Below are 12,859 nucleotides of genomic sequence, written 5' to 3' on the forward strand. Positions count from 1 at the left end.
CGCACCCTACCCGGCGGTACCGAACGGGGTCAGCCCTTCCTCCCCGGCCAGGGCCACAAGCTTGGGAAAGGGTTTACGGACCCGGGGCGGCGAGGTCAGCGGGTGTCGGACGACTCCTGGCGCCGGCGGCGCCACAGGACGACCGGGACGGCCCCGGCGAGGGCGAGGCCCTGCGGGGCGACCGTCAGGGCCGTCGAGGCGGACGACTGGGTGTTCAGACCGTCCTGGTCGAAGGTGTCCGGAACCGGCAGGGTGCCCCAGCGGTTGATCGGCCAGGCCTTGACGATGGCACGGCCGACGACCTGGTCGACGGGGACCATGCCGTGGTGCTTGTCCGACTGGTTGTAGCGCGAGTCCCGCGAGTTCTGGCGGTGGTCGCCCATCACCCAGATGTAGCCCTTGGGGACCTTCACCGAGAACTGGCCGCCCTGGTCGTCCTGGCTGCACGGGGTGTTGCCGGGGTACACGTACGGCTCGTTCAGCGCCTTGCCGTTGACCGTCAGCGGCCCGGTGCCCTTACAGGTGACGGTGTCGCCGCCGACGCCGACGACCCGCTTGATCAGGTCCTTCTCCTCGGCGGACGGCATCAGGCCGATCCAGCTGAGGAAGGTCTGGAAGGCGTTGGGGTCGGTGGTGGCCTCGCCGGCCAGCCAGTTGTCCGGGTCGTGGAAGACGACGACCTCGCCGCGCTCGGGCTCGGAGCCGAACCACGGCGTCAGCTTGTCGACGAGGACCCGGTCACCCTCCTTGAGGGTGTTCTCCATCGAGGCGGACGGGATCGAGAACGCCTGCACCAGGAACGTCTTGATCAGCAGCGCGAGCACCAGCGCGATACCGATCAGGATCGGCAGCTCCTTCCAGAAGGAGCGCGGCTTCTTCGGCTTCGGGGCCGCACCGCCCGTTCCCTCGCCACCGGTCCGCGGGGGCTCGTCCGCGGGCGGACCGTCGCCGCCCGCCATCGGGTCACTCCCGGAGGTCACGGCGCCGTCCGCGGCCGGGTCGGCCGCCACCGGACGTCCGCGGTGCTCCTCGCCGTCGTGTCCGGACCGTGCGCCAACCGCCACATCCCCCACGCCAACTCCTCACTCTGTGCCGCCGCCTGCCCCATGTACGGCGCAGGCCCACCACTCCCATAACGAGCGGGAGTTCCGCAGGGCTCGGGAGTTGCCGGATCGTTCCGTTCGGATCGTCCGGGGCAACCCTATGCGACGGCTGGGCGGCCGCGGTCGCCGTGACGGCCGAGCCGGTGACCGAGGAGAAAGTTTGCGGTTCCTTGAGACGGTTCCAGTGCCCCATGGGCCAGGCGATGACCATGGCGCGCCCGACGACCTCGTCCTCGGAGACGGTGCCGCCGTAGTCGGTGTCCTGGTGGGCGCGGGAGTCCGCCGAGTTGGCCCGGTGGTCGCCCATCACCCACAGCCGGCCCTGGGGGACGGTGATGTCGAAGGCGGCGTCGGAGGGCGCGTTCCCGGGGTAGAGATAGGTTCCCTCGTCCAGGGGAACGCCGTTGACGGTGACCCGCCCCTGCGTGTCACAGCACTTGACGCGGTCGCCGCCCACTCCGACGACCCGCTTGATCAGGTCCTTCTCGTTGTCGGACGGCAGCAGACCGATGAAGGTGAGCCCTTCCTTGACCTGCTTGACGACCACGGGGTCGTCCTTCTTCGTGGTGGTCTGCTCGTCCGCGAGCCAGCCTCCGGGGTCCTTGAAGACGACGACGTCTCCGCGCTGCGGCTTGGAGCCGAACCACGGGGTGAACTTGTCGACCAGGACACGGTCGCCGATCTGGATCGTCTGCTCCATGGAGCCGGACGGGATCACGAAGGCCTGCACGAGGAAGGTCTTCAGGACCAGGGCTATCAGGACGGCGACACCGACCAGCAGCGGTATCTCCCGGACGGCCGAACGCCTGCGCTTGCGTTTGACCTTCCGCTGGAGCTGGCGCCGCTCCGAGCGTGAGCGGCCGCCGGACGGGCTGGAGGCACGCCGGGCGCCGGTGGGCAGGAGCTGGTCCGCGGGGGAGCTGGGGACGCCGCGCGGCTTGCCGCGGTTACCCATGGGCGCCGTCCGCGCCGGGCACGCGCGCGTAGGCGCTCGGGCGGCCCTGACGCCCGATGTGTGCGAAGGGCCAGACGATCCAGTCGGCGCGGCCGATCACGTCGCCGACCGGGATCATGCCGCCGCCCGGGGAGCCCAGATGGTCGCGGGAGTCGCTGGAGGAGCTGCGATGGTCGCCGAGGACGAACAGGGTGTCCTCGGGCACGACCACGTCGAAGTCCACCGAGGACGGGCTGTCGCCCGGATACAGGAACGTGGACTCGTCGACCGACCGGCCGTTCACGCTGATCCTCCCCTCCTTGTCACAGCAGACCACGTGGTCTCCCCCTACACCCACGACGCGTTTGATGTAGTCGGCGTTCCCGAAGTACCCGGTGCCGTCGAACACGACGACATCGCCGCGCCGCGGTCCGGCACCGAAACGGTACGCCAACTTATTTACGAGAACGCGGTCGCCGATCCTCAATCCGTTTTCCATGGATCCGCTGGGAATCTGGAAGGGTTGCACCACGAAAGCGTTGAGGACCAGCAAAAACAGCAGGCAGATGAGCAGAGTGAGGCTGGTCCGGCCACCGGGGAGCCACTTCGTGATCCACGCCACCAACGCGAAACGCGACCGTCCCTCCGGTCCCTCCGTGTGCGGGGCCTCGTCGAGGGAGGCCGCCGCGGGTACGGAAGGGCGGGAGGAGCGGTCGCGCTCCGTCGTCGGCTGAGCTTCGGTGTCCATCGGGGCCAGATGCTATCCGGCCCCTCTGTGGATCTCCGAGTGAGCTCAGTTGTCGCGCTTCTCCTTGATCTTCGCGGCCTTGCCGCGGAGCTCGCGCAGGTAGTACAGCTTCGCGCGACGCACGTCACCGCGGGTGACGAGCTCGATCTTCTCGACGATCGGGGTGTGCACCGGGAAGGTGCGCTCGACGCCGACGGAGAAGGAGACCTTGCGGACCGTGAAGGTCTCGCGGACACCGGCGCCCTGGCGGCGGATGACTACGCCCTTGAACTGCTGCACACGGGAGCGGTTGCCCTCGATGACGCGGACGTGGACGTTGACGGTGTCACCCGGGCGGAAGGCCGGGATGTCGCTGCGCAGCGACGCGGAGTCGACGGAGTCGAGCAGGTGAGACATTTCGTCTGCTTTCTTCGCCGATGCCACAGGTCATCAGCGGAACTAGGTTTCAGGGGGTCCGCTGTGCCCGTCGGGGCGGGCGTCGTGTCCCCCTGTGGCAGGGGCGCACACCGGACGGCGCACAACAGCGGCTTATTCTTCCATGCCTTCGGTCCTGCGCCAAAATCGACCGTACGGCTCGCCGCCCGGGTCGGGCGCCCAGCCGAGGATGGAGAGCATCTCGCGGTCCTTCTTGTCGAAGGCCTTGGGCTCACAGCGCTCGATCAGGTCGGGCCGGTTGGCCGTCGTACGGCGCAGGGCCTCGTCGCGGCGCCAGCGGGCGATCTTGCCGTGGTGGCCGCTGAGCAGCACCTCGGGGATGTCCCTGCCGCGCCACTCGGGCGGCTTGGTGTAGACGGGCCCCTCCAGGAGGCTCGCCATGGCGCCGGGCGCGAAGGAGTCGTCGCGGTGGGACTCGGCGTTGCCGAGCACTCCGGGCAGCAGCCGCGCCACGGCTTCCGTGACGACGAGCACGGCCGCCTCGCCGCCGGCGAGGACGTAGTCGCCGATGGAGACCTCGTAGACCGGGATCCGGCCGGCGTACTCGTCGACGACCCGCCGGTCGATGCCCTCGTAGCGGGCCGGCGTGAAGATCAGCCAGGGGCGCTCGGAGAGCTCGACGGCGAGTTCCTGGGTGAAGGGGCGGCCGCTGGGGGTCGGGACGATCAGCGCGGGCCGGTGCGCCCCGGTCTCGTAGCCGTCGGCGAGGACGGAGTCCAGGGCGTCGCCCCAGGGCTCGGTCTTCATGACCATGCCGGGGCCGCCGCCGTACGGGGTGTCGTCGACCGTGTTGTGGCGGTCGTAGGTCCACTCCCGCAGGTCGTGCACGTGCACGTTCAGCTGTCCACGCGCGCGTGCCTTGCCGACGAGGGAGACGTTCAGCGGGTCGAGGTACTCGGGGAAGATCGTGACGACGTCGAGGCGCATCAGGAGGCGTCCTCGCCCGAGTCCCGGGAGGACACGACCTCGGCGCGGTCGTCGATCAGGCCCGGCGGCGGGGTGATGACCGCCCGCTGCTCCTCCAGGTCGATCTCGGCGACGATCTCCGAGACGAACGGGATCATCACCTCGGTGCCGTCCGGACGCTCGACGATGAAGAGGTCCTGGGAGGGCAGGTGCGAGATCTCGGTGATCCGGCCCACCTCGACGCCGTCCGCGGTCACCACGTCCAGGTCCATGAGCTGGTGGTCGTAGTACTCGTCCTCCTCCTCGGGCAGCTCCTCCGGGTCGACGTCGGCGATCAGGAGGATGTTGCGCAGGGCCTCGGCGCCGTTGCGGTCGGCGACGCCCTCGAAACGCAGGAGGAGACGGCCGCTGTGGACCCGGCCGGTCTCGATGGTGAGCGGTCCCGCGGTGGCGGGATCGGTGGCGAGTACGGCGCCCGGCGCGAGCCTGAGCTCCGGTTCGTCGGTACGTACCTCGACGGTGACCTCGCCCTTGATGCCGTGGGCGCGGCCGATCCGTGCGACTACCAGCTGCACTGTGCTTGATCTCCTGTCATACGACTACGGGCCGGGGACGGCCCAGTGGCCCTCCCCGGCCCGAGCCGGTTGCAACAAGCGTCAGCGGACGTGGTCCACGTCGACGAGGTCGACACGGATGCCCCGGCCGCCGATGGCGCCCACGACGGTCCGCAGGGCGCGTGCGGTGCGGCCGTTGCGGCCGATCACCTTACCGAGGTCGTCCGGGTGGACCCGGACCTCGAGCACCTGCCCGCGGCGCAGGTTGCGGGAGGCGACCTGCACGTCGTCGGGGTTGTCGACGATGCCCTTCACGAGGTGCTCGAGAGCCTCCTCGAGCATGCTCAGGCCTCGGTCGACTCAGACGAAGACGACTCGGCCGCAGCCTCGTCCTTCTTCTCAGCCTTCTTCTTCTGGGTGATCGCCTCACCCTTGCCCGAGTCGTCGCCACCGAGGGCTTCGAACGACGGGCGCGCCTTCTTCGGCTCGGCGACGAGCAGCGGAGCCGGGGCGGGCTCGCCCTTGAACTTCTGCCAGTCGCCGGTCTTCTTCAGAATGGCGAGCACGGGCTCGGTCGGCTGCGCGCCGACACCCAGCCAGTACGCCACACGATCGGCGTCCACCTCCATGACCGACGGGTTGTAGGTCGGGTGGTACTTGCCGATCTCCTCGATCGCACGGCCGTCACGGCGGGTGCGGGAGTCGGCGACGACGATGCGGTAGTGAGGCGCACGGATCTTGCCCAGACGCTTCAGCTTGATCTTGACTGCCACTGGAGTGGACTCTCCTGGAGTTGACGTGTTTGGGCACGGCGAGATTGCCGCGTGGGGTTGCGGTACCCGAGTGCCCGATGGACGCGTCAGCCGGAGGAGAGAGGGGTCCTGTGCGGCTGTCGAGTACAGCTAGCCATTGTGCCACACCCTGCGGGTCGCCCTCGGCCGAGGGCGGGGTGAAGGGGCTCGGGCACACCTCGGAGGCACCCGGCGCCGCGCCACGGCGCGTCGGATGCGCGGTCCGGCGCCGCGGGGCGCCGCCTTCCACGGGACGGGTGCGGTGCCGCGGCACCGCCGCCCGCGGAGCGCGGCCGCCCCGCGTCCTCGCCGTCGACCGGCAGCCACGAGATGCCGGTGCCCAGCGCTCGTCGGTTACGCCGCGCCGGCGATCTCCGGGATGCGGAACGGCTTGCCGCAGCCGCCGCACACGATCGGGGCCTGGGCCAGGACCGACGGGACCACCCGGACGTTGCGACCGCAGTCGCAGACGGCCTTGACGCGCACCCCGCCGCCGGAGGAGCCGTGGCGGGCCGCCGGACCGCGGAAGGTGCGGGTGGTGCTGTCGGCGGAGGTGGCCGCCGTGTGCGCCTTCAGGGCCCGCTGGAGGCGCTCGATCGTCGGACGGTAGCGGCGTTTGGCCTCGGGGTTGAGCGTGACCAGGGAGAAACCGCTGCTCGGGTGCGGTTCCTCCGGGTGGTCCAGGCCCAGCTCCTCGGCGATCGCGAGGAATCTGCGGTTGTGGTATCGGCCGGCGCGGGAGGTGTCGCGGACGCCGCGGGAGGCGGCGATGCCATGGACTGCCTCATGGAGCAGTCGCTCGAAGGAGAGCTCGTGACCGCAGGCGGACGACGACTCCCCGATCAGGGACTCTGGCGCGGCAAGGTCCGGCAGCTCGGGGTGGTACCGCTGAATATCGGCCCACGCCTGTGCCAGCTCTGCGGCGAGAACAGGTGGTGTCTGTGTCGTGCTCACGTAATGACAACGAGCGGGGGTGCCCCTGTGTTCCTATTCCGGGCCATCCCAAATAATTTGCACGTACCCGTCAGTTGCCGCTGATGCGTGGAGACGAGGGCGGGTGCGCTGATCTGCGGAGAAGCCTCACAGCTCATCCCAAGCTGGTGCGTAGTCCCACGTACGCCCCGGCGCGTAGACGATGTCCGCGCGCCGGGGTAGGGAAGTTCGGCAGAGGCGCAAGAGGTGTTTCGGTCGCTCTCTCGGCGGAGGGCCCCGCCTCAGTAAGCGCGCGCGACGATCGCGACGTTACCGGGCGCGTCCCCGTCGTCCGGCACCGACCCGTCCTCGGCGACCAGACACCGTACGGTCACGGAATGCTCGGCCAGCGCGGCCTCGCCCGCCACGCCGAGGGTCGCCCACGGAATGCGCGCCCAGCCGCCGGCGACGGCCGCCTCGACGGCCTCGTCGAACGTGGACACGTCCGTCGTACGGGACTCCCGGCGCTCGCGGGACTGCCGCAGCAGCAGCGCCTGGTCCTCCTCGAGGATGCCCGGCAGCAGGTCCACCAGCGTGTCGAGCGGCATCGGCTCCTTGCCTCCCGGGATCCGGCGGGCCAGCATCGCCGTGCCGTTCTCCAGGTCACGGGGCCCGATCTCGATGCGCACGGGCACGCCCTTGAGCTCCCAGTCGACGGCGCGCCGCCCGAAGGGCACGTCGGTGCGGTCGTCGACCTGGACGCGGACACCCGCCGCCTTCAGCCGGTCGCCCAGCTCGCGGACCTTGGCCAGAACCGCCTCGTCGCCCTTGATCGCGAGGACGACGGCCTGGATCTGCGCCAGCCGCGGCGGCACGCGCAGACCGTCGTCGTCGCCGTGCATCATCACCAGGGCGCCGATCATGCGGGTCGTCGAGCCCCAGGAGGTCTGCCAGACCAGCTCCTGGGTGCCGTCCTTCGACAGGTACGAGGTGTTGAACGCCTTCGCGAAGTTCTGGCCCAGCTCATGGCTGGTGGCCATCTGGAGGGCCTTGCCGTCGCCCATCATCCCTTCGAGGGTGAGGGTGTTGACGGCTCCGGCGAACCGCTCCTTGACGGTCTTGCGGCCGGGGACGACGTCCATCGCGAGGACGTTCAGCATGAAGTCCTCGTAGACCTGGCGGTGGATGTGCGCGGCGAAGTCGCGGGCGTCCTCGTAGGTGGCGTGCGCGGTGTGCCCCTCCTGCCAGAGGAACTCGGAGGTGCGCAGGAACAGCCGGGGACGCAGTTCCCAACGGACCACGTTGGCCCACTGGTTGATGAGCAGGGGCAGATCGCGGTAGCTCTGCACCCACTTCGAGAAGTAGTCGTTGATGATCATCTCGGAGGTGGGGCGGACGACCGCGGGCTCCTCCAGTTCCTTGCCGCCGCCGTGCGTGACGACGGCCAGCTCCGGCGCGAAGCCCTCGACGTGGTCGGCCTCACGGGTGAGGTACGACTGCGGGATCAGCAGCGGGAAGTACGCGTTCTGGGTGCCCGTCTCCTTGATGCGGGCGTCCATCTCCGCCTGCATCCGCTCCCACAGCCCGTAGCCGTACGGTCGGATCACCATCGTGCCGCGCACCGGACCGTTGTCGGCCAGTTCGGCCTTGCTGACCAGATCCTGGTACCAGCGCGGAAAGTCGACCGCGCGCGGGGTGAGAACGGGTGCCTTCGCCATGGCGCGATGGTACGGGCCCACGTTGCCGGAATGTGAATTCTCGCCACAGGCACATGCCGTCCACAAGCCGGGCTCCGCAACCCCTGGACGCGGCCGCAGACGGGGAGTTACCTGGCATACGGGGGCGGTGCGAGCGCACCGCACGGGGGCCACCTGATCGGGTACAGCGGCACACTCTCGGCGGATTGGGGCGCTTTTTCATGACACCTGTGCTCGTGCGGCAGCACCTGCCTCACGCGGGGCCGGTGCCCCGCGCGGATCTGGGTGCACGCGCGCGTGACTGGTCCGAGATCCAGGAACGGATGCTGGTTCCGCTCTACGAGGCGGTCTACGGGCGACTGGACGTGGGGTCCGGCACCCGGCTCCTCTCCCTCGGCTGCGGTTCCGGGCTCGCCCTGGTGATGGCGGCCTCCAGAGGCGCGGCCCTCACCGGTGTCGAGGCCTCCTCCCCCGCGCGGCTGGCCCTCGCACGCGAGCGGCTGCTCCGGGAGACCTGGGGGGCGCAGACGCGTGCGGACATCCGGCTCACCGACCGGCTGCCCGCGGAGCCGGCCGGCGCGCGGACGCCCGCGTACACCCTGGTGACCGCCTTCGAGCCGATCGGGCGCGTGGCGGGCGACGCGGAGGAACTGGCCGAACTGCTGACGGCCGCGACACCGCTCGCCCGGCGCGGCGCGCCCGTGGTGCTCGTCGGCTGGGGTCCGCCCGAGCGCTGCGCCACCTCGGCGGTGCTGCGGGTCGCGGCCCGGCTGGCGGACCAGGACCGCGGCACGGTCCGGCTGCGGCCCGCGCTCCGCGACGACCTGGAGGACGTCGCCCGGCGGACCGGGCTGCGGCCCGACGGCTCGGGGCGGGTGGCCTGCCCGTTCGGGTACGCCGACGTGGACAGCGCCCTCAAGGGCCTGCTCTCCACGGGCCTGTTCGACGCGGCGGTCGCGGCGACGGACCAGGCACAGGTCGAGAAGGAGATGACGGAGGCGCTCCACCCGTACCGGCGGGCGGACGGCACGGTGTGGATGCCGAACGTGTTCCGGTACCTGATCGCCCGGACCCGCTGAGCGCGGGCTCTCCGGGCGGGGTCAGGGCTCCTTCTTGGTCAGCCGGCTGATCCCCGCGATGCGGTACGCCGCCGCCTCCTCCAGCGTCTCGTTCTCCAGCAGGGCCTGGGCGAGGGCGTCCAGTTGGCCGCGGTGGTCGCGGAGCTTGAGGCACGCCTCCTCGTAGCACTCGTCGACGATCCGGCGCATCTCGTGGTCGATGGCGTCGAGGGTGGCGGGCGCGGCGGCGAGGCCGTAGGCCTGCTGGGCGTCGCTGGGCAGGGCGGAGAGGCGGCCGACCCGCGGGCTCATGCCCCAGCGCGCCACCATCCCGCGCGCGATGTTGCTGACCTGTTCGAGGTCGTTCTCCGCACCCGTGGTGACGACGCCGTAGATCACCTGTTCGGCGGCCATCCCGCCGAGGGCGCCGATGATGCGGCCGCGCAGGTACTCCTCGGAGTGCGCGTACCGCTCCACCTCGGGGGTGGACAGCGTCACGCCGAGCGCCCGGCCGCGCGGCACGATGGTGATCTTGCGGACGGGGTCGGCGCCGGCCTGGAGCATGCCGAGGAGGGCGTGGCCGCTCTCGTGGTACGCGGTGCGCCTGCGGTCCTCCTCGGGCATCACGAGCGTGCGTTCGGCGCCGAGCTGCACCTTCTCCAGGGCCTCCGAGAGATCGGACGCGGTCACCTGTTCCTGCCCCCGCTTGACGGCGAGCAGGGCGGCCTCGTTGGCGAGGTTGGCCAGATCGGCGCCGGTCATGCCCGGGGTCGTCCGGGCCACCTGGACCAGGTCCACGTCGTCGGAGAGCGGGATCTCGCGGGTGTGGATCCGCAGGATCGCCTCGCGTCCGCCGCGGTCCGGCGGGGAGACGTTGACCACCCGGTCGAAGCGGCCGGGCCGGGTCAGCGCCGGGTCGAGGATGTCGGCACGGTTCGTGGCCGCGATGACGATGACGCCCTCCGAGCCGGAGAAGCCGTCCATCTCGGTGAGGATCTGGTTCAGCGTCTGCTCGCGCTCGTCGTGACCGCTGACAGAGGCGCCCGTGCTGCGGACGCGCCCGATGGTGTCGATCTCGTCGATGAAGATGATCGACGGGGCCACCTTGCGGGCCTCGGCGAACAGCTCCCGGACCCGGGAGGCGCCGACGCCGACGATCATCTCGATGAACTCGGAGGCGGAGGCGGAGAAGAACGGCACGCCGGCCTCGCCCGCCACGGCCCGTGCCAGCAAGGTCTTGCCGGTGCCCGGTGAGCCTGCCAGCAGCACCCCGCGCGGCATCTTGGCGCCCATCCTGCGGTAGAGGTCCGGGTGCTCCAGGAAGTCGACGACGTCGTCCAGCTCGCCCTTGACCTCGTCGATCCCGGCGACGTCGGCGAAGGTGGTGCGCTGGGTGCCGGGGCGCAGCTCGACCGGTTTGGGCGGCGCCTTGCGGCCGAGCATCCCGCCCGCGCCGCCCATGCCGCCGCCGATCCGCCGCGCGAAGAAGATCCACACCGCGACCAGGATCACGATCGGCACCAGCGAGAGCAGCAGGTTGGACACCAGTCCGCGCTGCTGCACGACCGGTTGCGCGGTCACGGTGACGTCGCGGCGGTCCAGGCTCTGCCAGAGATCGTCGTCCGCGAAGGCCGGACGCTGTGTCTTGAACTTGGTGTACTCGCCGTCGCCGTCGGGATCGTCCCGGGCCTCCTTGAGCTGGCCCTGGATGGCGTCGCCCTTGGAGTAGATCTTCTCGACGTTCCCCTCGTCGACCTGCCGGCTGAACTCCGTGTACGAGATCGTCGGCTCGTTGCCCTGGCCGAGGTAGTTCAGCCCGACGTAGACCAGCAGGAAGACGATCACCGCGGTGACGGCGAGGCCCCACCACCGGCCGCGCATTCTCCGGCCACCGGGCCGCCGCGGCGGCTCCTCGGGGGTGCCTTCCGAGCGCCACGGCTGGTCCGGTGCCCTGCGGGGTGGCGCGGCATTGCTCATATCTGGACGTTACGGCACTCAACGGGCCTCGGCACGTGCTGAGGGCGCCCTCCCGCGTGGGGAGGGCGCCCTCGGCGACCTGGACGGCAGGGGCCGTCAGCCCATGAACTTCTTGAACTCGTCGGGCAGCTCGAAGTCCTGGCCGCCCTGTTGCGGCAGACCGAACGCGTTGCCGCCCTGGGCCTGGGCCTCGCGGCGCTGGGCCTCCTCCAGCTCCTGCTGCTTGCGCTTCATCGGGTTGCCGGAGCGCTGCTTGCCCTTGGCCTGCTTCGGCTGCTTCTTCTGCCGGCCGGGGCCGCCGCCCATGCCCGGGATCCCCGGCATGCCGGGCATGCCGCCGCCCTGGGCCATGCGGGACATCATCTTGCGGGCCTCGAAGAACCGCTCGACCAGGCCCTTCACGGCGCTGACCTCGACGCCGGAGCCCTTGGCGATACGGGAGCGGCGGGAGCCGTTGATGATCGTCGGGTCCTGGCGCTCGCCCGGGGTCATCGACTTGATGATCGCGGCCGTGCGGTCGACGTCACGCTCGTCGAGGTTGGCGATCTGGTCCTTGATCTGCCCCATGCCGGGCAGCATGCCGAGCAGCTTGCTGATGCTGCCCATCTTGCGGACCTGCTCCATCTGGGCCAGGAAGTCGTCCAGGGTGAAGTCCTGGCCCTTCTTGGACGCCAGCTTGGAGGCCATCTTCTCGGCCTCTTCCTGACTGAACGTCTTCTCCGCCTGCTCGATCAGGGTGAGCAGGTCACCCATGTCGAGGATGCGGGAGGCCATCCGGTCCGGGTGGAAGGCGTCGAACTCGTCGAGCTTCTCGCCGTTCGAGGCGAACATGATCGGCTTGCCGGTGATCTGCCGGATCGACAGGGCGGCACCACCGCGGGCGTCGCCGTCGAGCTTGGAGAGCACCACGCCGTCGAAGCCGACGCCGTCACGGAAGGCCTCGGCGGTGTTGACGGCGTCCTGGCCGATCATCGCGTCGACGACGAAGAGGATCTCGTCGGGCGAGACGGCGTCGCGGATGTCCGCGGCCTGCTGCATCAGCTCGGCGTCGATGCCGAGACGGCCGGCGGTGTCGACGATCACAATGTCGTGGACCCGCGACTTGGCGAACTCGACGGAGTCCTTGGCGACCTGGACCGGGTCGCCGACGCCGTTGCCCGGCTGCGGGGCGTAGACGGCGACACCGGCGCGCTCGGCGACCACGCTGAGCTGGTTGACGGCGTTGGGGCGCTGGAGGTCGCAGGCGACGAGCAGCGGCGAGTGGCCCTGCTCCTTCAGCCAGCGGCCGAGCTTGCCCGCGAGGGTGGTCTTACCGGCACCCTGGAGACCGGCCAGCATGATCACGGTGGGCGGCTGCTTGGCGAAGCGCAGCCGTCGGGTCTCGCCACCGAGGATGGTGACGAGCTCGTCGTTGACGATCTTCAGGACCTGCTGGGCGGGGTTCAGCGCCTTGGAGACCTCGGCGCCCATCGCCCGCTCCTTGACGTTCTTGATGAACGTCCGGACGACCGGCAGGGCCACGTCGGCCTCGAGGAGGGCGATGCGGATCTCGCGCGCCGTGGCGTCGATGTCCGCTTCGCTCAAGCGCCCCTTGCCGCGCAAGTTCTTGAAGGTCGCTGAAAGGCGATCGGAGAGAGTATCGAACACGGCGGCGTCGGTCCTCGGGGTCGGGGGCGGTATGAGCGTCTTCCAGAGTATCCCGACGGGCGCGGACCGGGTCACGGTCGGTCCGGAATCGGCCCGC

13 protein-coding genes are annotated in these 12,859 nt (G+C 70.3%); 1 reads left to right on the plus strand and 12 read right to left on the minus strand.

The features are described 5' to 3' along the window. Positions 1 to 95: 95 nt before the first annotated feature. The 10 genes from lepB (IE275_RS25715) to proS form a co-directional block, all read right to left on the minus strand. On the minus strand, positions 96 to 1,073 hold the full coding sequence (gene lepB, locus IE275_RS25715) for a signal peptidase I (RefSeq protein WP_189713781.1): 978 nt from the start codon (positions 1,071 to 1,073) through the stop codon (positions 96 to 98). Beyond that, on the minus strand, positions 964 to 2,058 hold the full coding sequence (lepB, locus tag IE275_RS25720; protein ID WP_189713782.1) for a signal peptidase I: 1,095 nt from the start codon (positions 2,056 to 2,058) through the stop codon (positions 964 to 966). Before lepB (IE275_RS25720) ends, lepB (IE275_RS25715) begins: the two co-directional genes overlap by 110 nt. Beyond that, positions 2,051 to 2,785 carry a signal peptidase I gene (gene lepB / locus IE275_RS25725; RefSeq protein WP_189713783.1) on the minus strand — a complete coding sequence of 245 codons (735 nt, stop codon included), beginning with the start codon at positions 2,783 to 2,785 and terminating at the stop codon, positions 2,051 to 2,053. Before lepB (IE275_RS25725) ends, lepB (IE275_RS25720) begins: the two co-directional genes overlap by 8 nt. Before the next feature lie 45 nt (positions 2,786 to 2,830). Further along, positions 2,831 to 3,181: a 50S ribosomal protein L19 gene (gene rplS / locus IE275_RS25730; protein ID WP_013000407.1), complete on the minus strand. Its 351-nt coding sequence runs from the start codon at positions 3,179 to 3,181 to the stop codon at positions 2,831 to 2,833. A 132-nt stretch (positions 3,182 to 3,313) separates the two neighbouring features. Continuing rightward, positions 3,314 to 4,147 (minus strand): tRNA (guanosine(37)-N1)-methyltransferase TrmD, encoded by an 834-nt coding sequence (trmD, locus tag IE275_RS25735; protein WP_189713784.1) that lies wholly within the window; start codon positions 4,145 to 4,147, stop codon positions 3,314 to 3,316. Then, entirely contained in the window at positions 4,147 to 4,701 is a 555-nt protein-coding gene (gene rimM / locus IE275_RS25740) for a ribosome maturation factor RimM (RefSeq protein ID WP_189713785.1), read from the minus strand. The genes trmD and rimM overlap by 1 nt, the downstream gene beginning before the upstream one ends. A gap of 81 nt (positions 4,702 to 4,782) precedes the next feature. Then, complete coding sequence (locus IE275_RS25745) at positions 4,783 to 5,022, minus strand: RNA-binding protein (protein ID WP_031107040.1); 240 nt, start codon at positions 5,020 to 5,022, stop codon at positions 4,783 to 4,785. A gap of 2 nt (positions 5,023 to 5,024) precedes the next feature. Continuing rightward, the gene (rpsP, locus tag IE275_RS25750; RefSeq protein ID WP_189713786.1) at positions 5,025 to 5,453 is read right to left on the minus strand and encodes a 30S ribosomal protein S16; all 429 of its coding nucleotides are present in this window, start codon (positions 5,451 to 5,453) and stop codon (positions 5,025 to 5,027) included. A gap of 372 nt (positions 5,454 to 5,825) precedes the next feature. Beyond that, on the minus strand, positions 5,826 to 6,425 hold the full coding sequence (locus IE275_RS25755; protein WP_189713787.1) for a hypothetical protein: 600 nt from the start codon (positions 6,423 to 6,425) through the stop codon (positions 5,826 to 5,828). Between the two features lie 260 nt (positions 6,426 to 6,685). Next, positions 6,686 to 8,101, minus strand: coding sequence for a proline--tRNA ligase (proS, locus tag IE275_RS25760; RefSeq protein WP_189713788.1), 1,416 nt, complete (start codon positions 8,099 to 8,101; stop codon positions 6,686 to 6,688). 200 nt (positions 8,102 to 8,301) lie between these two features. On the opposite strand from proS, the gene IE275_RS25765 reads away from it, so the two are divergent. Next, positions 8,302 to 9,159 carry a class I SAM-dependent methyltransferase gene (locus IE275_RS25765; protein WP_189713789.1) on the plus strand — a complete coding sequence of 286 codons (858 nt, stop codon included), beginning with the start codon at positions 8,302 to 8,304 and terminating at the stop codon, positions 9,157 to 9,159. Positions 9,160 to 9,180: 21 nt separating this feature from the next. Here IE275_RS25765 and ftsH read toward each other — a convergent pair whose 3' ends face one another. Together ftsH and ffh are read right to left on the minus strand one after the other, a co-directional pair. Further along, positions 9,181 to 11,115 (minus strand): ATP-dependent zinc metalloprotease FtsH, encoded by a 1,935-nt coding sequence (gene ftsH, locus IE275_RS25770; RefSeq protein ID WP_189713790.1) that lies wholly within the window; start codon positions 11,113 to 11,115, stop codon positions 9,181 to 9,183. 96 nt (positions 11,116 to 11,211) lie between these two features. Next, entirely contained in the window at positions 11,212 to 12,762 is a 1,551-nt protein-coding gene (ffh, locus tag IE275_RS25775) for a signal recognition particle protein (protein ID WP_189713791.1), read from the minus strand. Between the last annotated feature and the right edge of the window lie 97 nt (positions 12,763 to 12,859).

Origin of the sequence: Streptomyces phaeofaciens (assembly GCF_014648915.1) — a bacterium.
Lineage (GTDB): Bacteria > Actinomycetota > Actinomycetes > Streptomycetales > Streptomycetaceae > Streptomyces > Streptomyces phaeofaciens.